The organism is Kitasatospora sp. NPDC024654 (assembly GCF_055559155.1).
Genome location: NZ_JBVHLF010000055.1, coordinates 33,737 through 53,643, shown reverse-complemented (window position 1 = coordinate 53,643; position 19,907 = coordinate 33,737). Strand labels below are relative to the sequence as shown.

The window sequence follows — 19,907 nt, the reverse complement described above, 5'->3', positions numbered from 1 at the left end:
CCCCCCCCCCCCCCCCCCCCCCCCCCCCCCCCCCCCCCCCCCCCCCCCCCCCCCCCCCCCCCCCCCCCCCCCCCCCCCCCCCCCCCCCCCCCAGGACCGGGCGTAGACGGTCAGGTCGGGGATGATGGCGAAGCCGATGCCGTACGCGCTGACGCTCCGGCCGTACGCGCCGAGCAGCACGCCCGGGGCCTCGCCGGCCAGCACCCAGCCGTACTCCGACTCGCGGTAGCGGAACGGCTGCGGCAGGCCGTTGACCGGCACGGTGAGCGGCGACCAGCCCGGACCGCCCAGGTCGTCGGCGAGGTCCCAGGCCAGCGCGCCCTGCTGGTCGAGCCACTCCTGCCGGCGGCTGCGGTCCAGCCGGCCGGGCCAGGTCGCGGCGAGCAGGCCCGAGCCCGCCAGCCAGGCCGCCGAGGAGGCCGAGGTCGCCTCCAGCACGCCCGTCCCGTCCGCGCTGCGCCGGCCGGGACGCCGGGCCACCGTGACCACCACCGCGAACCGGCGGTTGTCCCGGGTCTCGTAGTGCTTCGGCGGCTCCTCGCCGTGCCCGACCGAGCCGTAGTCGACGGCCCGCGGCTGACCGGCGCGACCGCCGCCGGTGCCCGCGCCGGCCTGGAGCAGCCAGCGGCGCCCGGTCCAGCCGTCGTCGAGCCCGTACCAGGGGAAGTCGGCGACCAGGTAGGGCGCCAACGGGTCACTCGGCGCGGCCGCGCGCCGGGCCGGCACCTCCGGCTGCGCGCCCGCCTGGGCCGTGGCCGTTCCCACCGTACGACTGCTCGTCGCGTCCATCCCTGGACCTCCTCAGCCCACCGGCTCGCTCGTCGGCGCCCCCGCTCCGGGGGTGCCCAGCACAATTCTGGCGGGAACGACGGCACCCCGGCCGGTACGGCGACCGGCCGGGGTGTCGTGGCCTGGGCGGCGGGTGACGCCGAAGGCGGGGAGCGTCAGGTGGCGTCCGGGTCGAACGGGGGGCGCTCGCCGGCGGCCAGCGGCGCGCCGGTGGACGGGGGCTTGACCATGCTCACCGCGCCGCCCGCGGCCGCGGGCGTCTTGGTGGTGGCGGTCGGCGCCTTGTCGTCGAGCACCGACTTCAGGTCCAGGCCGTCGCGCAGCTCCCGCAGCCCCAGCGGGTCCTCCTCGCCGCCCATCAGGTTCTTCCGCACGAAGGTCTTCGGGTTGAGGTCCTCGAACTCGAAGTCCTTGAACTGCGGGCCGAGTTCGCTGCGGATGTCCTGCTTGGCGCTGTCCGCGAAGGCGCGCACCTTGCGGATGAAGCCGACCGCGTCCTGGATCAGCTTGGGGAGCTTGTCCGGCCCGAAGATCACGATCGCCATGATGATCAGCGTGATCATCTCAAGGGGGCCTATGTCGAAGAACACCTATGCTCCCAGCTGCTGGAGGACCAAACCCGGTTCGGCCCGCGACACCGGCTCCCTACAGCGTAATGGCCACCGGCTGGTCCGTGGCCCACGGGGGAATGAAACCGTGGTAAAGACCAACCGGTGGCGCCGGGTACTACGCCGAACGGGTCAGGGCTGCGATGGCCGGCCGTGCGAGACCGGGTCGACCAGCGGCGCCGAGGGCGACGGCGACGGGGTCAGTGCCTGGTACGAGCGGCCGGAGCCGTGCAGCGGGAAGTCCACGGTCAGCGGAGCGTTCAGCGGGACGGCCGGAGCACCGGCGGGGAGCTGCGGCGTCACCGCGGTGCGGTGCTGGTCCTCCTGCTGCGGGCTGTCCCCCGCCACCGCGGTCAGGCCCAGGCTGCCGAAGCCGCCCAGGGTCACCGCGGCGACCGAGAACGCCCCGGCCGCGGCGAAGACCAGCCGTCGCCCACGCGGGGCGGGCGGCCGGGAGACCGGGGCCACCGCGGCCGGCCGCCCCGGCCCGAGCACGGTACGCGCCGCGCGCCGGCCGCTCCAGAGCCGGACGTCCACCCCGCGGCCGCCCTGCTGGTCGTCGCCCCAGGCGGAGGAGTCCGCCACGGGGAGCGCCGCGCCCACGCCGAACGCGCCGGCGCCGAACGAGGCGCCCGCGCCGCGTCCGAACGAACCGCCGGTCAGCCGGGAGCCGCCGATCGTGCCCGTCGACAGTGCCGAGCCGCCGGGATCGGCCGGCCCGCCCGGCTCGTCGTCCGGCAGCGCGGCCACCGCCATCAGCCGGGACATCAGCAGCGCCGACGGGCCCGGCGCGGCCGCGCCGGTGAGCAGCCGCTTGATCGACCGCGCCTCGTCCGCCTCGGCCAGGCACTGGTCGCAGGTGGCCAGATGGGCCTGGACCCGCTCGCGCGCGTCGTGCCCCAGCTCACCGTCGAGGAAGGCGGTGAGCCGCTCGCCCAGATGGTGCTCCTCGGCGGCCGCGGGCTCGGCCCGGCGGACCGCGATGGGCCGCAGCACGGGAACCTCCTGACGGGTGCTCTGCTGCTCGCCGGACCGCGCCGAGCCGCGCCGCTCCGACGGAAGGGAGCGCTCGACGGGCACGGAACGCCCGGAGCGGGACCGGCCTGCGCCGCTCACGATCGCCTCCGTCCACTCCCGCCCGGTACGGCGCTGCCCGGCGCACCGGCGGACAGCACCGCGGCCACCGGCTCCGGCTGCTGTTCGGAGCCGCCACGCCGGGCCCGACCGGGCGCGGCGCCGGGGGCGCGGTGCTTCAGGGCGGAGCGCAGGTGCGAGCGGCCGCGGTGGATCCGGCTGCGCACCGTGCCGAGCTTGACGCCCAGGGTGGCGGCGATCTCCTCGTAGGAGAGGCCCTCGATGTCGCAGAGCACCACGGCGGCGCGGAACTCGGGGGCCAGGGTGTCCAGCGCGTGCTGGACGTCGGCGTCGAAGTGGGTGTCGCTGAAGTGCTGCGCGGGACTCGGCTCCCGGCTGGGCAGCCGCTCGGCGGCGTCCTCGGCCAGGGCGTCGAAGCGGATCCGCTGGCGGCGGCGCACCATGTCCAGGAACAGGTTGGTGGTGATCCGGTGCAGCCAGCCCTCGAAGGTGCCGGGGGTGTAGGTGGAGAGCGAGCGGAAGACCCGGACGAAGACCTCCTGGGTGAGGTCCTCGGCGTCGTGCTGGTTGCCGGTCAGCCGGTAGGCCAGTCGGTAGACCCGGGCGCTGTGCGCCTCGACGATCTCCTCCCAGCTGGGCGGCGTCCAGCTCTGCGCGTCGGGCCCCTCGGTGAAGGTCGCGAGCGCGGCGGGGGCCGAGGGCTCGGCGGCGGTGCCGTCGGACGACTGGTCCAGGGGGGAGTGCGCAGACTGGTTCATCACGGGCTTCGGCGTACGGGCCGACGCGGTGCGGCGAAGTAGCCGTCGCACGGGGACGTCGCCCTCGGCCACACCTCCTCGGTCGGCTCTTCTGCCCAGCAGGGCCACCACCATATCCACCTCACCCGTCAGTTCTGGATAAAAGTGTGCACATTGACCGGCTGGACGCCGGGCGACCTCCCGCGAACCCGCTGCCACCCCTCTCACCGGAACCAACGGCCCGCCACCGGACGCGGTTCCCGTCCGGCCAGTAATCTGTCGCAGGAAATATCGACATCCGGCCGGACCGGGCCGGACCGGACAGCCCCTCGAAGCACAACCGTCCAGCTCAGCCCCTACTCCTCAGGGACCACCATCATCGACTTCGGGTCCGCGGCTGCGACCCTCGCCGACACCTACGTCGGCGAGGACGCCGTGCTGACCTACGCCCGGTCGCAGGCGGAACGGGCCGGCGTGCAGGCGATCGGCCCGAGCGGCGGGGCCTGCCTGCGGCTGCTGGCGGCGGCGCTCGGCGCCAAGGCGGTGGCCGAGATCGGCACCGGCACCGGGGTCTCCGGGCTCTACCTGCTGCGCGGGATGCGTCCGGACGGCATCCTGACCACCGTCGACCCGGAGCCGGTCCGCCAGCAGCTGGCCCGCGAGGCCTACCAGGCCGCCGGCTTCGCGGCGAACCGGGCCCGGTTCATACCGGGCCGGGCGCTGGAGGTGCTGCCGCGGCTCGCCGACGGCCAGTACGACCTGGTCTTCTGCGACGGCGACCCGGCCGAGTCGCCGGACTACCTCGCCGAGGCGCTGCGGCTGCTGCGGCCCGGCGGGGCGGTCTGCTTCGAGGGGGTGTTCCAGCAGGGCAGGCTGACCGACCCGGCGCTGGACGACCCGGCCACCGGGGCGATGCGCGGGCTGGTGCAGGCCGTGCGGGAGAGCGAGCTGCTGCTGCCCGCGCTGCTGCCGGTCAGTGACGGGCTGCTCTGCGCGGTCCGGCGTTGAGGGCCGGCGGGCCACTGACCGCCGGCGATCGCTGAGAGCCGGGACGCGACAGGGCCGGGACGCGACAGGGCCCGGATCCGACCGGTGTGGTACCGGTGATCCGGGCCCCGCGGGCATCCCGGGGGAATGCCGGGCTCGGGCTGGAGTCAGCCGCAGGCCGTCTTCAGAGCCTCGCCCAGAGCGCTTGCCTCGTCCGGAGTGAGCTCCACCACCAGGCGCCCGCCGCCTTCGAGCGGAACTCGCATGATGATGCCCCGCCCCTCTTTGGTGACCTCGAGCGGGCCGTCACCCGTCCGCGGCTTCATGGCCGCCATGCTCGTTCCCCTTCCTGCAACCGCTCAGCTACGTACCGGCAGTCCGTCCACCGCCGGTATCGAACGCATTGATCGGAAGCCATTATCCCGCATTCGGCGCCCCGATGACCAACATCACTCTTGCGGCCGGACCGCCCGCACCGGCACAGAACGGCTGATTACCGCTCAGATACCCCGCCACCCGGGCGGACGAAGTGCCATCAGATGCCGCGCCGGGCCTGCCCCGCCCGCCCGACGGGCCGGATCCGGCCACCGCGGGGGCCGAACCGGGCGGACCCGCCGAAAGGTGCGCTACCTCACACTCCCGCCCGCCGCCGGGCTCCGGCATGCTGACTCGGGTCCGCGCAGTTACCGAACGGTTGGGAGCCCACGCCATGTCCGACTCCGTCCTGTACGAGCTCGACGGTCCGCTGGCCATCATCACCATCAACCGGCCCGACGCGATGAACGCGCTCGACACCGGGACCAAGGTCGCGCTGCGGGACACCGTCATCGGGGCCGCCGCCGACCCGGCCGTCCGCGCGGTGCTGCTGACCGGCGCCGGGGACAAGGCGTTCTGCGTCGGGCAGGACCTGAAGGAGCACCTCGGCCTGCTCAAGCGCGCCGAGGAGACCGGCGAGGCGCCGCTGGCCACCGTCTCCGAGCACTACAACCCGCTGGTCCGGGCGCTGGCCGGGATGCGCAAGCCGACGGTGGCCGCGGTGGGCGGGGTGGCGGCCGGGGCCGGCGCCTCGCTCGCCTTCGCCTGCGACTTCCGGATCGTGGCCGAGACCGCGGGCTTCAACACCTCCTTCGCGGGCGTCGCGCTCACCGCGGACTCCGGGGCCTCCTGGACGCTGCCCCGGCTGGTCGGCCAGGCCCGGGCGACCGAGCTGCTGATGTTCCCGCGGACCGTCAAGGCTCCCGAGGCGCTCACCCTCGGGCTCGCCACCAGGGTCGTCCCGGCCGCCGAACTGGCCGACGCGGCACGGGAGTTCGCCCGGCAGCTGGCGCACGGTCCGACCGTCGCGTACGGCGCGATCAAGGCCGCGCTGGACTTCGGCGCCTCGCACACGCTGGACGAGACCCTGGACAAGGAGGACGAGCTGCAGAACCTGGCCGGCGCCAGCGAGGACCACCGGATCGCGGTGCGCGCCTTCGTCGCCAAGGAGAAGCCGGTCTACCTGGGCCGCTGACCCGGTACGCCGTCACGCCCGGTGCTACCGGGCGTGACACTCCGCCAGGTGGTCGTTGACCAGACCGCAGGACTGCATCAGCGCGTAGGCGGTGGTCGGGCCGACGAAGCGGAAGCCCCGCTTCTTCAGCTCCTTGGCCAGCGCGGTGGACTCCGGGGTGACCGCCGGGACGTCCGCCGGGGTGCGCGGCGCCGGCCGGTCCGGGTCGCCCGCGTAGGCCCAGACCAGTGCGTCCAGGCCGTCGTCGAGCTCCCGGGCGGCCCGCGCGTTGGCCACCGCCGCCTCGATCTTCAGCCGATTGCGGATGATCCCCGGATCCTGCAGCAGACGCGCCACGTCCTGCTCCGTGAAGGCCGCCACCTCGGGGATCCGGAAGCCCGCGAAGGCGGCCCGGAAGCCCTCCCGGCGGCGCAGGATGGTGAGCCAGGAGAGGCCGGACTGGAACGCCTCCAGGCAGATCCGCTCGTACAGCTGGTCCTCGCCGTGCACCGGCCGGCCCCACTCGGTGTCGTGGTAGGCCCGGTAGTCGTCGGTGGACTCGCCCCAGGGGCAGCGCAGCAGGCCGTCCGGGCCGGGTTGCAGGGTCATGCCGGGCCGGCCCCGCCGTCGGGCGCCCGGTCGGTCCGGTCGGTCTGCTCGTCCGCGGCCGGACCGCCGCCCTGGGCCGCCTCGGCCGGGCCGCCGCCCTGGGCCGCCACCGCGGACTCCAGCTCGGCGATCCGCGAGTCGCGGTAGGCCAGCTCGGCGCCCAGCCGGTCGAGCACGTCGTCGACCTCGTCCATCCGGTAGCCGCGCACCGCCATCGGCAACCGGATCTCGTCCACGTCGTGCCGGCTCAGCGGCCGCTCCTGCGGCAGCCGGGCCGCGATCCGGTCGTGGCCCGCCTCCGGCAGCGACCCCCCGCCGCCCAGCGCCACCAGCGCGGCACCGCCGACCACCACGGCCATCGCCGCCACGATCCACCAGAACACGAGCTGTCCTCCCGACACGTGAGTTCGCGGCCGCGTGAGGGATCATGGATCCCTGGAAGGCCGGGCCCCATCATCGCACCAGGGCCCGGGTGGATCGATACCCACGAGACCAGAAGGAGCCCCTGGTGCCGCTGCGCCTAGGCCCGCGCGAGTTCGCCGAGCACGAACTCGTCATCATGGCCATCGTCAACCGCACCCCGGACTCCTTCTTCGACCGGGGCGCCACCTTCGCCGACGAGGCCGCCTTCGCCGCCGCCGACCGGGCGATGGCCGAGGGCGCGGCGATCCTGGACATCGGCGGGGTGAAGGCCGGCCCCGGCGAGGAGGTGACGGTCGAGGAGGAGCTGCGCCGGACCGTCCCGTTCGTGGCCGAGCTGCGCAAGCGCCACCCGGAGGCGGTGATCAGCGTGGACACCTGGCGGCACGAGGTGGGCGAGGCGGTCTGCGAGGTCGGCGCCGACCTGCTGAACGACGCCTGGGGCGGGGCCGACCCGAAGCTCGCCGAGGTGGCCGCCCGGCACGGCGTGGGCCTGGTCTGCACCCACGCGGGCGGTGCCGAGCCGCGTACCCGGCCGCACCGGATCGGCTACCAGGACGTGATGGCCGACATCCTGCGGGTCACCGTCGGACTGGCCGAGCGGGCCGTCGAGCTGGGGGTGCGCCGGGACGCCCTGCTGATCGACCCGGGCCACGACTTCGGCAAGAACACCCGGCACTCGCTGGAGGCCACCCGACGGCTGCCGGAGATGACCGCGACCGGGTTCCCGGTGCTGGTCTCACTCTCCAACAAGGACTTCGTCGGCGAGACGCTGGACCGCCCGGTGGACGACCGGCTGCTCGGCACCCTCGCCACCACCGCGGTCTCGGCCTGGCTGGGCGCCCAGGTCTACCGGGTGCACCAGGTGGCCGAGACCCGGCAGGTGCTGGACATGGTGGCCTCGATCCGCGGCACCCGTCCCCCGGCGGTGGCCCGCCGGGGGCTGGTCTGAGGCCGCTCAGATCTCGCCGTTGGGCCGGCGGCTCTCGGCCAGGATCCGGAGCACCTCGTCCACCTCGTCGGTGACGTGGAACAGCTCCAGGTCGGCCGGGGTGGCCTTGCCCTGGACGACCAGGGTGTCCCGCAGCCAGGCGATCAGGCCGCTCCAGTAGGCGCTGCCGAAGAGGATCACCGGGAACCGGGTGACCTTCTTGGTCTGCACCAGGGTCAGCGCCTCGAAGAGCTCGTCCAGCGTGCCCAGGCCGCCCGGCAGCACCACGAAGCCCTGCGCGTACTTCACGAACATCGTCTTGCGGACGAAGAAGTAGCGGAAGTTGAGGCCGAGGTCGACGAACTCGTTGAGCCCCTGCTCGAAGGGGAGCTCGATACCGAGCCCGACGCTCAGCCCGCCCGCCTCGGAGGCGCCGCGGTTGGCCGCCTCCATCGAGCCCGGGCCGCCACCGGTGATCACCGCGTAGCCGGCCTCCGCCAGGGCCCGGCCGATGGCCACCCCGGCCGCGTACTCGGCCGTGTCCACCGGCGTCCGGGCCGATCCGAACACGCTGACCGCGGCCGGGAGTTCGGCGAGTGCGCCGAAACCCTCGACGAACTCCGAGGTGATCCGCCAGACCCTCCAGGGGTCGGTGTGCAGCCAGTCGGTGGGACCGGTGGTGTCCAGCAGGCGCTGGTCGGTGGTGCTCGGCTCGACCAGGTCGCGGCGGAGCAGCACCGGCCCCTTCTGCTTCTCCGGCCAGGCCTTCTTCGTCGGCTCGGCCGCCGGCTCGGGCATGTCCACCAGCTCCGGCCCGTGGCCGAAGCGCCGTCCGTCTGCGCCGTCGTGCGCTGATGTCCCTGTCATGTCGGAACTCTACGTCCGGCGGCGCTGGATCGCGGGGAACTTCCGGAGGGCGATCAGATGGCCGGAACGCGAACGGTCGTCGCAGGCCAGGGCCGTTGTGGTCACCCGGCGGTGAGCCAGGCGCGCAGCCGCTCCTCGCACTCGGCGATCGCGGCCAGCGAGCAGTGCTCCTCCCGCTTGTGGGCCAGGTTCGGGTCGCCGGGGCCGTAGTTGACCGCCGGGACGCCGAGCGCGCTGAACCGCGCCACGTCCGTCCAGCCGTACTTGGCGCGGGCGGTACCGCCGGTGGCGGCCAGGAAGGCCTGGGCGGCCGGCTGGGACAGGCCGGGCAGCGCGCCGGGGGCGGAGTCGGTCACCTCGACCGGGAAGCCGCTGAACACCTCGCGGACGTGCGCCTCCGCGTCGGCCTCGGTACGGTCCGGCGCGTAGCGGAAGTTGACGGTCACCACGCACTCGTCCGGGATCACGTTGCCGGCCACACCGCCGCGGATGTCCACCGCGTTCAGGCCCTCGCGGTACTCCAGACCGTCGATCTCCACCCGGCGCGGCTGGTAGCCGGCCAGCCGGCCGAGCACCTCGGCCGCGTGGTGGATGGCGTTGTCGCCGAGCCAGCTGCGGGCCGAGTGCGCCCGGGTGCCGGTCAGCGCCACCTTGACCCGCAGGGTGCCCTGGCAGCCGCCCTCGACCACCGCGCCGCTGGGCTCCATCAGCACCGCGAAGTCGGCGGCCAGCCACTGCGGCCGCTCCCGGGCCAGGTGGCCGAGGCCGTTGCGGGAGGCCTCGATCTCCTCGCAGTCGTAGAAGACGAAGGTGAGGTCGCGGTTGGGCGCGGGCAGCGTGGCGGCGAGCCGCAACTGGACCGCCACCCCCGACTTCATGTCCGAGGTCCCGCAACCGTAGAGCAGGTCGCCCTCGACGTGCGAGGGCAGGTTGTCGGCGATCGGCACGGTGTCCAGGTGGCCGGCCAGCAGCACCCGCTCGGCCCGGCCGAGTTCGGTGCGGGCCACCACGTTGTTGCCGTAGCGATCGACCGTCAGGTGCGGGAGGGCGCGCAGGGCCGCCTCCACCGCGTCGGCCAGCGCCTGCTCCGACCCGCTGACGGAGGGGAAGTCGACGAGCCGTGCGGTGAGCGCACCGCCGTCCAGCGAGAGGTCCAGGGCGGTGGTGGCACTGTGCGGGCTGCTCATGAACGCCAAGCCTAGCGCTGCCCGTGTCAGCCGCGGGTGGGGCGATCGCGCAACCGGACGGGGACGCACGGTCGTCCGATCGGGTGGCCAGTGAGTACGGTGTGCGGTAACAACGCGAGGTGGAAGGGGCCGCGGTGGCCAAGGAGAGAGCGGCCCGTGGCCGGCGCCGTAAGCTGCGGCGAACCCTGATCGTCCTGCTGCTGGTCGCGGTGGTGGTGGCCGGCGTGGTGCTGTGGCAGCGGCAGCGGGAGGCCGAGACGGCCGAGAGCTGCACCGTCACCCCGCCCGGTGGCAAACCGGTGACCATGGACGTGGAGCAGGGTTCCAACGCGGCGACCATCGCGGCGGTGACCATCGCGCGCGGGCTGCCCGAGCGGGCGCTGACCATCGCGCTGGCCACCTCGCTGCAGGAGTCCAAGCTGCGCAACCTGGACGGCGGGGACCGCGACTCGATCGGGCTCTTCCAGCAGCGTCCGTCGCAGGGTTGGGGGACCGCCGACCAGATCCGGGATCCGGTGTACGCCACCAACAAGTTCCTGGACGCGCTGGTGAAGGTGCCCGGCTACGCCCAACTGCCGCTCACCGAGGCCGCCCAGGACGTGCAGCACAGCGGCTACCCGGACGCCTACGCCAAGCACGAGACCAACGCCACACTGCTGGCCTCGGCGTTGACCGGGCGGGCGCCGGCCACGTTCACCTGCACGGTGCACCAGTTCGCCACTCCGGACCCGGCGGCTCCGGCCGGGGACGCCGTGTCGCCGAGCACCTCGGCGTCGGGCGCCTCGACCGCGGGTGGGTCGGCCGCGGGCGGTGCGGCGGTCCAGCAGGTCGGCGACACGGTACGGCGCGAGTTCGGCCGGGCGGTGAGCGCCGCGGCCGTCCCGGCCACCGGCGGCACGGCGAGCGCCACCGGCACCACGCTGGCGCTCACCCCGAACCCGGCGGTCTCCACCGACGGGAGCGCGGACGCCCAGGCCCAGAGCGGCTGGGCGGTGGCCCAGTGGGCGGTGGCCCACGCGCAGGAACTCGGCATCGGCACGGTCTCCTACGACGGCAAGCTCTGGCGGGCGGACTCCTCGGCGGGCTGGACGGCCCAGTCGGGCACGCCGGTCACCGACCGGGTGCTGGCGACCCTGGGCATGCCGAACGCCAAGCACTGAGGCCCCTCCGCGGGGCGGCCGCCGGGCTGGCGTCATCGGGAGTTGACGAACGGACAGTCGGCGAGCCGCCACTCGGGTGAACGGCGGCACGGCGACTGGACGCCCCGAGTAGGCGCCCGGTGGCCGGCCGCCGGGCCGTTCGTCCGCTCACCACGCCGCGCACGACCCCTGCGTGAGCAGGGAAGTGACGTTTCCTCGGGCACGCCCCGACCCTCCGCACTGGGCCGTTCGGAGGAAAACGGATCATGCGATGTTTAGAAATCCTTGACCCTGACCGGCCGAAACCTTCTCGCTCCTGACGCGGTAATCACGGCGTCCGCCCGGCGGACCTGTCGTGTCCACTTCCCTTAGGAGCACCATGTCCCTCCCCCTCTCGCGCCGGATCGCCCAGGCCGCACTGCTCGTCGCGGCCGGTGCGACCCCGCTGGTCGCCGCCGGGGTGGCGTCCGCCAGCGACCTGGTTCCGCCGCACACCGACCTCGCCGGCGGAGTCAACAAGTTGGAGGGCTTCACCTCGGGCTCGACCGTGGAGGGGACGGCGCACCAGCTGGGCCACGCGGTGATCGCCACCGCCCAGACCGCCGCGAAGACCATGACGCCCGCCGCCGCGGCCACCGCGGGCACCGCCCTGCCGGAGGGCGCCAAGCTGCTCAACGGCCTCGGCCACGAGGACGGCCGGGGCACGCCCGGCGGGCCGCTGGCCGGAACGCCGCTGGAGAACGGGCTGCCCGGGGCGAGTGGCGCGGCCGGGGCGGTCGCGCCGCGGGCGATGCCGACCGCGCGGGGCGCCGCGCTGCCGAGCCTGCCCGGTGTGACCGGGCTGGACAAGGTGCTCAGCGCCGACACCCTGAGCAACCCGACCGGGGCGCTGACCGGCCAGGCGGCCACCCGCGAGCTGGCGGCGCCGCTCTCGCACGCCCCCGCCACCGACCGTGCGCTGCGCGACGCGGGCGGCCTGACCGGCGCGCTGCCGGGCGCGGGCGGGCTGACCGGCGCGCTGCCCGGCGGGGGCGCCCTGGCCGGCACGGTCCCGGGAGCCGGCGGCCTGGGCCGCTCGCTGCCCGAGAGCGGCAACCTGGCCAGTGCGCTGCCGGGGTCGGACAACCTCACCGCGACCCCGATCGTCCACCAGCTGGCCGAGACGCTGCACGGCACCGACCACCTCGCCGAGTCGCTGCCGGCCAGCCACTACCTGGCCGGGCTGCACGCCGCCGAGGACCACCTCATGCACGGGCTGCAGGGCGCCGCGGACCAGGCCCACCCCGGGCACACCCTGCGGCTGGACCGGCTGAGCGACCGCGCGGCCGAGAGCGCCACCCAGCGCCTCGGCGGCCTGCCCGACCTCGGCGCGGTGACCGGCCTGCTGAACGGGCTGCACGGCTGACCTCGGGCCGTTGACGGCTGACGGCTGACTGATTCCGCCTGCGGTCAGCCGTCACCCCCGCGGACGGCCGGCCAGGGCCATCCGTACCCGAGCCCGACCCCGGGCACGACGGTGGGGCGGGCGGACGCACCTCGCGCCCGCCCGCCCCACCGTTGTCACTGCCACCCGCGCGCGAGGACCGCTCTCGGGTGTGAGCACCGCCCCCTTTCAAGAGCACTGCTCACGCCCGAAAGCGCTAGCCACATTCGAGAGCGCCGCTCACACCCGAGAGCGCCGCTCACACCCGAGAGCGCCGCTCACACCCGAGAGCACGGTTCTCATCGAGAGCCCCGCTCATATCCGAGAGCACCGCTCAGCGGCGCAAACGCCCCACCGCGGCTGCCACGCGCTCGTCCGTGGCCGTGAACGCCACCCGGACGAAGCGCTCACCGGCCGGGCCGTAGAAGTCCCCGGGCGCCACCAGGATGCCCAGCTCCGCCAGGGCCGCGACGGTGTCCCAGCAGGACTCGTCCCGGGTCGCCCAGAGGTACAGGCTCGCCTCGGAGTGCTCGATCCGGAAGCCGTACCCCTCCAGCGCCGCCCGCAGGGCCGCGCGCCGGGCCGCGTAGCGGGTCCGCTGCTCGGCCACGTGCGCGTCGTCACCCAGCGCCGCGATGGTCGCCGCCTGGACCGGAGCCGGCACGATCATGCCGCCGTGCTTGCGGATCTCCAGCAGCTCCCGCACCACCACCGGGTCGCCCGCCACGAACGAGGCGCGGTAGCCGGCCAGGTTGGACCGCTTGGAGAGCGAGTGCACCGCGAGCAACCCCTCGTGCGAGCCGCCGCAGACCTCCGGGCGCAGCACCGAGACCGGCTCGGCCTCCCAGCCCAGCTCCAGGTAGCACTCGTCGCTGACCAGCAGCACCCGGTGCTCCCGGGCCCAGGCCACCGCCCGGCGCAGCTGGTCCGCGGTGAGCACCCGTCCGGTCGGGTTGGACGGCGAGTTGAGCCACAGCAGCCGCACGCGCGTACCGTCGAGCTCGTCGACGTCCTGGTACTCGACCGGCGTCGCTCCGCAGAGCCGCGCGCCGACCTCGTACGTCGGGTAGGCGAGCCGCGGGTAGGCCACCTGGTCGCCCGGCCCCAGCCCGAGCTGCCCGGGCAGCCAGGCCACCAGCTCCTTGGAGCCGATCGTGGGCAGCACGCCGGCCGGCCCGATCTCGGCGCCGCAGCGCCGCCGCAGCCAGCCCGCGATGGCCTCGCGCAGCTCCAGCGGCCCCCAGACGGTCGGATAGCCGGGGGTGTCGGTGGCGGCGGCCAGTGCCTTCTGGATCAGCTCGGGGACCGGGTCGACCGGCGTCCCGACCGAGAAGTCGCACAGCCCGTCCGGATGGGCCAGCGCGGTCGCCTTGTAGGGCTCCAGCTTGTCCCAGGGGAAGACGGGCAGCAGGTCGGAAACGCGGCGCGCCGCCCCCGGGTGGCCCGGGAACGGCGCGCGCGCAGCATCGTTGGTGCTCACGGCTCGAGTGCCACCGACCCTCAGTGGTTCTGGTTCTGCGGCGGAAGGGCCGCGATGAACGGGTGGTCCCGCTCGATCAGGCCGAGCTTCGAGGCGCCACCGGGCGAACCGAGGTCGTCGAAGAACTCGACGTTCGCCTTGTAGTAGTCCTTCCACTCCTCCGGAGTGTCGTCCTCGTAGAAGATGGCCTCGACCGGGCAGACCGGCTCGCAGGCGCCGCAGTCGACGCACTCATCCGGGTGGATGTAGAGAGAGCGCTCGCCCTCGTAGATGCAGTCGACCGGGCATTCTTCGATGCATGCCTTGTCCTTGACGTCCACACAAGGCTGCGCGATGACGTAGGTCACGCTGTCGTTCCTCCTCGGAAGGGCTCGCGCCCTAACTATGTGCTGGCGTGCGCGGTGAGCGCGGCGTCGTCGATGCCCGCACCTAGTATCGCGGGTCAGAGACTACAAATGCACAGGAGGTTGCCTTGAGCACCATCCCTGACTCCGCCGGCTCCCGTCCGGAGGTCCGGATAGACCGCTCTGACGTGGGGCGACGCGTCTCGGTGCGGGTGCTCGAGACGGCCCGGGACGCGGCCACCGGCCGTCCCGCCTACCGCGACGCGATCGGCGTGCTCACGTCCTGGGACGAGGCCGTCCTGACCGTGGTCCGCCGGGACAACTCGGTGGCCGAGATCCCGGTGGACCGGCTGGTGGCCGGCAAGGTGGTCCCGCTCTTCCCGGCCCGGCGCGCGGCGCTGCCCGCCGCCACCCCGGCCGAGCTGCAGCGGACCGCCGCCCGCGGCTGGCCCGCGGTGGAGCAGGAGGCGCTCGGCGAGTGGACGCTGCGGGCCTCGGCCGGCTTCACCCGCCGGGCCAACTCGGTGCAGGCCCTCGGCGACCCGGGCCGCCCGTTGCCGGCGGCGCTCGCCGCGGTCCGCGCCTGGTACGCCGCCCGCGGCCTGCCCGCCTGGGTCGAGGTGACCACGCCCGGCTCGCCGCCGGAGCTGGCGGCCGAGCTGGACCGGATGGGCGCCGCGATCGCCCCCACCCTGGTCCGGACGGCGCCGCTGGCCGCCCTGGCCCGGCTGGACGGCGCGACGGACCGGATCCGGCTCTCCCGCGCCGCGGGCCCGGACTGGCTCGCGCTCTACCGCCGGGTCGCCGCGGCCCCGGACGCGGCCCGAGGCGCCGACCCGGCCCTGGCCCGGGCCGCCCACCAGGTGCTGCACGGCGGCCCCTCGGTCTGGTTCGCCTCCGCACCCGCCACCGACGGCACCGGCGCGCCGGTCGCGATCGGCCGCTGCGTCGTCGACGGCGCGTGGGCCTGCTTCAGCGCCGTCGAGGTGCGCCCCGAGGCACGCCGTCAGGGCCTGGCCACCGCGCTGATGGCGGTGCTCGCCGCCCGGGCCGCCGAGGAGGGCGCCACCGGCGGCTACCTGCAGGTGGAGGCGGAGAACAGCGCCGCGATCGCGCTCTACGACGGTCTCGGCTTCACGACCAGTCACACTTACCACTACGCCCGCCTACCCGAGACCGGGGCCGGGCCCCGGACGGGCGGGGTTTCCCCCTGACCGGTCGGACGCCGTAGTCTCCCCGCCGTAGCGCCCACCGTCACGCACGAAAGCCGCCGCAGCCACCGTGACCGAGCAGAGCAGAGTCCGCTTCCGCACCGAGGCCAGGTCCGAGCAGCCCGATCCGGTGCTGCTCTGCCTGCTCGCCGCCGCCGAACACACCCTGGCCGCCCCCGACTACTCCGAGGACGGCCGGCTGGAGCCCACCCCCACCCTCGACGCACTGCTCGCCGCCTGCCAGGCCGCCCTGGACCGGCACGCGGCGGCGGTCCGGCAGGCGGTGGCCGAGCGCTGCCCGGCCACCCCCGAGGAGACCGCCGCGCTGCTGGCCGCCGTGCTGGGCGGCCGGGAGCGTTTCCACGGCCAGCCGTCCGACTACCGCCGGCTGGAGTCCTCGCTGCTGCCGGACGTGCTGCGGCGCCGCCGCGGGCTGCCGATCACGCTCTCGCTGGTCTGGACGGCGGTGGCCGGCCGGGCTGGGCTGACCGCGCACGGGATCGCGCTGCCGGGCCACTTCATCGTCGCGGTCGGCGGCCCGACCCCGGGTGAGGAGTACGTGCTGGCCGACCCGTTCCACGGCGGCCGACTGCTCTCCGCCGAGGACGCGGCCGCTCTGGTGGAGGCCACCGGCCACCCGTTCTCGCCGGAACTGCTCACCCCCGCACAGCCGTTGGACGTCACCCTGCGGGTGCTCGGGAACATCCGCAGCTGGGCGGCCGACCGGCCGGAGCACGCCCGGACCCAACTCTGGGCCACCGAGCTCTCGTTGCTGCTCCCCCGCCACCCGGCCCAGCTGCGCCTGGAACGGGCCGAACTGCTGGTCCGCACGGGCGACTTCCTCGGCGGGGCGGCCGAAATGGAGGACTACGCGAGGATTCTGGACGCCTTCGATCCGGAGTCCGCCGACCGGGTCCGCCAGGAGGCCCGGTCCGCCCGGCACCGGCTCAACTGAACCCCTCGGACAGGCGGTTCAGAGCCAGCCCTTCTCCCGGGCGACCCGCACCGCCTCGGCCCGGTTGCGGGCGCCGGTCTTCTGGATCGCCATCGAGAGGTAGTTGCGCACGGTGCCCTCCGAGAGGTGCAGCCGGCGCGCGATCTCCGCGTTGACCGCGCCGTCCGCGGCCGCCGTCAGCACGTCCGACTCCCGCCCGGTGAGCGGGTTCGCTCCCTCGGCCAGCGCGGCGGCGGCCAGTGTCGGGTCGATCACCCGCTCACCGCGCAGCACCCGCCGGACCGCCTCGGCCAGTTCGGCCGCCGGAGCGTCCTTCACCAGGAACGCGTCGGCGCCCGACTCCATCGCCCGGCGCAGGTAGCCCGGCCGCCCGAAGGTGGTGGCGATGACGATCTTCGTCTGCGGGCTCCGTGCCCGGATCAGCGCCGCCGCCTCGATACCGGTCAGCCCGGGCATCTCGATGTCCAGCACCGCCACCTGCACCCGGTGCTCCAGCACCGCCGCCACCACCTCGTCGCCGCGCGAGACCTGCGCGACCACGTCGATGTCGCCCTCCAGCCCGAGCAGCGCGGCCAGCGCCTCGCGCACCATGCCCTGGTCCTCGGCGAGCAACACCCGGATGCCGGTCGAGCCCTGATCCTCACTCATGCGTCCGACGATAGTGCCCGCTCGGGCAGCTGTTCGCCGACCTTGGCGCCGAGCGGGACCAACGCCCGGAGCCGGAACCCGCGGCCCAGGTCGCCCGGCCCGCTCTCCAGCCGGCCGCCGACCAGGGCCAGCCGCTCGTCCAGGCCCGAGAGCCCGTTCCCCGGACCGGACTTGCCCGGTCCACGGCCGTCGTCGGCGATCTGCAGGACGGCGAACCGCCCGCCCTCGCCGTCCCAGGTCTCGTCCATGGTCACCGCGCAGACGGTGGCGTCCACGGCGTGCCGGACGATGTTGGTGACCGCCTCGCGCAGTGCCCAGGCCAGCACGCCGGCCTCCGCCGTGCCGAGCCCGGGCCGGTCCTCGCCCACCGCGGCGGCGGCCTCCAGGGTGATCCCGGCGGTGGCCAGCGCGCTGCGCGCGGCGGAGAGCTCGACCGGCAGGGTGGGCCGGCGGTAGCCGCTGACCGCCTCCCGGACGTCCACCAGCGACTGCCGGGCCACCCGCTCGATGTCGGCGACCTGGGTGCGGGCGGCCCCGGCCTGCTCCTGGTCCATGAACCGGCCGGCCAGCTCGCTCTTGAGGGTGATCAGCGAGAGCGAGTGACCGAGCAGGTCGTGCAGGTCGCGGGCGAGCCGCAGCCGCTCCTCGGCGGCCGCCAGGTGGGCCACCGTCTCGCGCGCCTCGCGCAGCTCCCGCATCGTCTCGGCCAGCCGCTGCAGGCCGGTCATCGCCGCGCCGCTGAGGAAGGTCGGCAGCACCATCCCGGCCAACACGCCGCCGCTGGCGTGGGTCAGCAGCGCGACCCCCACCGAGCAGGCGGTGATCACGACCACCCCGCGCAGCGCGAACGCCGCCGGCAGCACCGCGCCGATCGCCACCGAGGCGTAGCAGAAGAGGCAGATCCAGCCCTGGCCGTAGCCGAGGCCGGCGGCCGTGGCGATCGCGCACATCGTCGCCAGCAGCGTGTGGACGACCCGCGGCGAGGTGTTCGGCCGGAGCGACCGGAGCGTCACCAGCCCCAGGTAGCAGGCCAGGAAGACCACCAGGACGGCCCAGCCCAGCGCGGCCTCCAGCGGCGAGTAGCCGCCCCTGACCAGGTCACCGATCGGGTAGGCCAGATAGAGCATCCAGGCCAGCATCCAGCAGATCTTGACCATCAGCTGCCGCCGGTTGTCGACCGACTGGCCGATCGCGGGCCCGCGGCGCGCCCCGCCCTCCACCGCGGTCCGGTCACGGCGGAGGGCGGGGGAGGTCGCACGCATGCCGACCATCATGCCTGCCTGGCGTCCTTGCGGTACAGGTAGCCCGCGGCGACCACGAAGACCACCAGGAAGCCCGCCAGTCCGGCGGCGGCCGCGGTGTCCACCGACTGCCCGGGGTGGATGAAGGCGGCCAGCTGGTTGTAGAGGTACACCGGGTTGAACCGGGCGAACTCCTTCAGCGAGCCGGTGATCGGGTACCAGGTCCCGCCGAACGCCGCCATCAGCATGTAGATGATCATCACGATCGGCTGCACCGCGCTCGGCTCCGCCGCGTACCCGAGCGCCACGCCGAGCGCCGCGAAGGCGAAGCTGCCCAGCCAGAGCGCCGCCAGCAGCCCGAGCCACTGCCCCGCGCCGAGCCGGACGCCCTCCACCGCGCCGAGCGCGAAGACCACCAGGATCGCCGGCAGCGTGGTCGCCGCGCAGGAGGCGATCTTGGCGATGGTGTACGAGCTCCCGGGCAGCGCGGTCAGCCGCAGCTGGCGCACCCAGCCGCTCTTGCGCTCCAGCGAGATCCGCTGCGCGCTGCCGGTGAGCACCGCGCCGACCGAGCCGAAGGTGGCCATCGAGACCATGAAGTACGACTTCGCGCTGACCCCGGTGGCGACGTCGCCGCCCTTGTAGACGCTGACGAAGAAGAAGTACATCAGCGCCGGGTAGAGCACGGTGAAGAAGAGGTAGCGCCGGTTGCGCAGGGTGCGCAGGATCTCCAGCTGGATCAGGGTGGTCATCGCGCGCTCTCCTCGAACTGGCGGTCCTCCGCGTCCTGGCGGTCTTCCGCGTCCTGCTCGCCGGTGATGGTCAGGAAGGCCTGCTCCAGGCCCAGGCTGGTGACCTCCAGGCCGCGCGGGTAGACCCCCGCCCGGTAGAGGGCCGCCATGTCGGCGTCCGCGTCGGTGGTCCGGATCCGGACCGTCCGCACCCCGCCGGCCGGGCCGCTGACGTCCAGTGCGACCAGGCCGGGCAGCGCCCGCAGCGTCTCCTCGGTCACCTCGGCGTCCGCCGCGTGCAGCTCGAAGCTGATCCGCCGGGCGCCGGCCTTGGCCTTGATCTCGGCCGAGGAGCCGTCCGCGATCAGCCGGCCGCGGTGCAGCACCAGCACCCGGTCGGCGATCGAGTCGGCCTCCTCCAGGTAGTGGGTGGCGAACAGCACGGTCCGGCCGGCCGCCGCCTGCCGGCGCATCGAGGCCCAGAACTGCTGCCGGACCGAGACGTCCATCCCGGTGGTGGGCTCGTCCAGCACGATCAGGTCGTTGGCGCCCGCGACGGCGAGCGCGAAGCGGACCCGCTGCTCCTGGCCGCCGGAGAGCTTGTCCACCCGGCGGTCGGCGATCTCGGTGATGCCGGCGTCGGCCATCACCTGCTCGGGGCGGTGGCCGCGCGGGTGCACCGCGCAGGCCAGCCGGACCAGCTCGCTGACCCTGACGTCGGTCATCAGCCCGCCGCTCTGCAGCATCGCGCCGACCCGGCCGGCCTCGATCGCGGCCCGCGGGGTGCCGCCGAACAGCGTCACGCTGCCCTGGTCCGGCGCGCGCAGGCCGAGCAGCAGGTCCAGGCTGCTGGACTTGCCCGCGCCGTTCGGGCCGAGCAGCGCCACCGTCTCGCCCGGGCGCAGCACCAGGTCGAGGCCGTTCACCGCCTTGACCCGCCCGTAGCTCTTGCTCACCTGCCTGAAGGCGGCCACCTCGTCGCTCATTCGCTGCCCCCGTCCTCTCCGTCGTCCAGG

22 protein-coding genes are annotated in these 19,907 nt (G+C 74.5%); 7 read left to right on the top strand and 15 right to left on the bottom strand.

The genetic code is table 11. The features are described from left to right. The 4 genes from ACZ38L_RS27075 to sigE all read right to left on the bottom strand — a co-directional run. Window positions 1-789 (bottom strand): hypothetical protein (locus ACZ38L_RS27075; protein WP_465698020.1); only part of this gene is annotated, 789 nt, incomplete at its 3' end. Window positions 790-944: 155 nt separating this feature from the next. Next, complete coding sequence (locus ACZ38L_RS27070; protein WP_396557822.1) at window positions 945-1,379, bottom strand: sec-independent translocase; 435 nt, start codon at window positions 1,377-1,379, stop codon at window positions 945-947. A 150-nt stretch (window positions 1,380-1,529) separates the two neighbouring features. Beyond that, a complete protein-coding gene (locus ACZ38L_RS27065; protein ID WP_465698018.1) occupies window positions 1,530-2,513 on the bottom strand; it encodes an anti-sigma factor family protein in 984 nt (327 codons plus the stop codon). Continuing rightward, window positions 2,510-3,250 carry an RNA polymerase sigma factor SigE gene (sigE, locus tag ACZ38L_RS27060; protein ID WP_396558357.1) on the bottom strand — a complete coding sequence of 247 codons (741 nt, stop codon included), beginning with the start codon at window positions 3,248-3,250 and terminating at the stop codon, window positions 2,510-2,512. The genes ACZ38L_RS27065 and sigE overlap by 4 nt, the downstream gene beginning before the upstream one ends. A gap of 354 nt (window positions 3,251-3,604) precedes the next feature. On the opposite strand from sigE, the gene ACZ38L_RS27055 reads away from it, so the two are divergent. Further along, window positions 3,605-4,237, top strand: coding sequence for an O-methyltransferase (locus tag ACZ38L_RS27055; protein ID WP_465698028.1), 633 nt, complete (start codon window positions 3,605-3,607; stop codon window positions 4,235-4,237). A gap of 146 nt (window positions 4,238-4,383) precedes the next feature. Here ACZ38L_RS27055 and ACZ38L_RS27050 read toward each other — a convergent pair whose 3' ends face one another. Then, window positions 4,384-4,551 (bottom strand): DUF3117 domain-containing protein, encoded by a 168-nt coding sequence (locus ACZ38L_RS27050; RefSeq protein WP_230053523.1) that lies wholly within the window; start codon window positions 4,549-4,551, stop codon window positions 4,384-4,386. A gap of 374 nt (window positions 4,552-4,925) precedes the next feature. Between ACZ38L_RS27050 and ACZ38L_RS27045 the strand changes: the two genes are divergently transcribed. Further along, window positions 4,926-5,726, top strand: coding sequence for an enoyl-CoA hydratase-related protein (locus tag ACZ38L_RS27045; RefSeq protein ID WP_465698015.1), 801 nt, complete (start codon window positions 4,926-4,928; stop codon window positions 5,724-5,726). Window positions 5,727-5,750: 24 nt separating this feature from the next. On the opposite strand, the gene ACZ38L_RS27040 is transcribed toward ACZ38L_RS27045, so the two are convergent. Continuing rightward, complete coding sequence (locus ACZ38L_RS27040) at window positions 5,751-6,314, bottom strand: DNA-3-methyladenine glycosylase I (protein WP_465698013.1); 564 nt, start codon at window positions 6,312-6,314, stop codon at window positions 5,751-5,753. Continuing rightward, window positions 6,311-6,697, bottom strand: a complete 387-nt coding sequence (locus tag ACZ38L_RS27035) for a DivIVA domain-containing protein (RefSeq protein WP_465698011.1) — start codon at window positions 6,695-6,697, stop codon at window positions 6,311-6,313. The genes ACZ38L_RS27040 and ACZ38L_RS27035 overlap by 4 nt, the downstream gene beginning before the upstream one ends. 176 nt (window positions 6,698-6,873) lie before the next feature. On the opposite strand from ACZ38L_RS27035, the gene folP reads away from it, so the two are divergent. Beyond that, a complete protein-coding gene (folP, locus tag ACZ38L_RS27030) occupies window positions 6,874-7,686 on the top strand; it encodes a dihydropteroate synthase (protein WP_396558361.1) in 813 nt (270 codons plus the stop codon). Between the two features lie 6 nt (window positions 7,687-7,692). Here folP and ACZ38L_RS27025 read toward each other — a convergent pair whose 3' ends face one another. Next, complete coding sequence (locus ACZ38L_RS27025; RefSeq protein WP_465698026.1) at window positions 7,693-8,463, bottom strand: LOG family protein; 771 nt, start codon at window positions 8,461-8,463, stop codon at window positions 7,693-7,695. 170 nt (window positions 8,464-8,633) lie between these two features. Further along, the gene (dapE, locus tag ACZ38L_RS27020; protein ID WP_465698009.1) at window positions 8,634-9,719 is read right to left on the bottom strand and encodes a succinyl-diaminopimelate desuccinylase; all 1,086 of its coding nucleotides are present in this window, start codon (window positions 9,717-9,719) and stop codon (window positions 8,634-8,636) included. Between the two features lie 134 nt (window positions 9,720-9,853). On the opposite strand from dapE, the gene ACZ38L_RS27015 reads away from it, so the two are divergent. Both ACZ38L_RS27015 and ACZ38L_RS27010 read left to right on the top strand, forming a co-directional pair. Then, a complete protein-coding gene (locus ACZ38L_RS27015) occupies window positions 9,854-10,879 on the top strand; it encodes a VldE C-terminal domain-containing protein (RefSeq protein WP_465698007.1) in 1,026 nt (341 codons plus the stop codon). 358 nt (window positions 10,880-11,237) lie between these two features. Further along, complete coding sequence (locus ACZ38L_RS27010; protein WP_465698005.1) at window positions 11,238-12,263, top strand: hypothetical protein; 1,026 nt, start codon at window positions 11,238-11,240, stop codon at window positions 12,261-12,263. Window positions 12,264-12,615: 352 nt separating this feature from the next. On the opposite strand, the gene dapC is transcribed toward ACZ38L_RS27010, so the two are convergent. Further along, window positions 12,616-13,761: a succinyldiaminopimelate transaminase gene (gene dapC / locus ACZ38L_RS27005; protein ID WP_465698003.1), complete on the bottom strand. Its 1,146-nt coding sequence runs from the start codon at window positions 13,759-13,761 to the stop codon at window positions 12,616-12,618. A gap of 20 nt (window positions 13,762-13,781) precedes the next feature. After that, window positions 13,782-14,108, bottom strand: coding sequence for a ferredoxin (gene fdxA, locus ACZ38L_RS27000; RefSeq protein ID WP_396557840.1), 327 nt, complete (start codon window positions 14,106-14,108; stop codon window positions 13,782-13,784). Between the two features lie 134 nt (window positions 14,109-14,242). On the opposite strand from fdxA, the gene ACZ38L_RS26995 reads away from it, so the two are divergent. After that, complete coding sequence (locus ACZ38L_RS26995) at window positions 14,243-15,319, top strand: GNAT family N-acetyltransferase (protein WP_465698024.1); 1,077 nt, start codon at window positions 14,243-14,245, stop codon at window positions 15,317-15,319. A gap of 67 nt (window positions 15,320-15,386) precedes the next feature. Continuing rightward, a complete protein-coding gene (locus tag ACZ38L_RS26990; RefSeq protein WP_465698000.1) occupies window positions 15,387-16,271 on the top strand; it encodes a transglutaminase family protein in 885 nt (294 codons plus the stop codon). An 18-nt stretch (window positions 16,272-16,289) separates the two neighbouring features. Here ACZ38L_RS26990 and ACZ38L_RS26985 read toward each other — a convergent pair whose 3' ends face one another. Genes ACZ38L_RS26985 through ACZ38L_RS26970 form a run of 4 tightly spaced genes read right to left on the bottom strand, consistent with a single transcriptional unit; the run spans window position 16,290 to window position 19,877 of the window. Continuing rightward, the gene (locus ACZ38L_RS26985) at window positions 16,290-16,919 is read right to left on the bottom strand and encodes a response regulator (RefSeq protein WP_396557846.1); all 630 of its coding nucleotides are present in this window, start codon (window positions 16,917-16,919) and stop codon (window positions 16,290-16,292) included. Further along, window positions 16,916-18,181 (bottom strand): sensor histidine kinase, encoded by a 1,266-nt coding sequence (locus tag ACZ38L_RS26980; protein WP_465697998.1) that lies wholly within the window; start codon window positions 18,179-18,181, stop codon window positions 16,916-16,918. The genes ACZ38L_RS26985 and ACZ38L_RS26980 overlap by 4 nt, the downstream gene beginning before the upstream one ends. Window positions 18,182-18,189: 8 nt before the next feature. Continuing rightward, window positions 18,190-18,912, bottom strand: a complete 723-nt coding sequence (locus tag ACZ38L_RS26975) for an ABC transporter permease (protein ID WP_465697996.1) — start codon at window positions 18,910-18,912, stop codon at window positions 18,190-18,192. Beyond that, on the bottom strand, window positions 18,909-19,877 hold the full coding sequence (locus ACZ38L_RS26970; RefSeq protein ID WP_465697994.1) for an ABC transporter ATP-binding protein: 969 nt from the start codon (window positions 19,875-19,877) through the stop codon (window positions 18,909-18,911). Before ACZ38L_RS26970 ends, ACZ38L_RS26975 begins: the two co-directional genes overlap by 4 nt. Window positions 19,878-19,907: the final 30 nt, after the last annotated feature.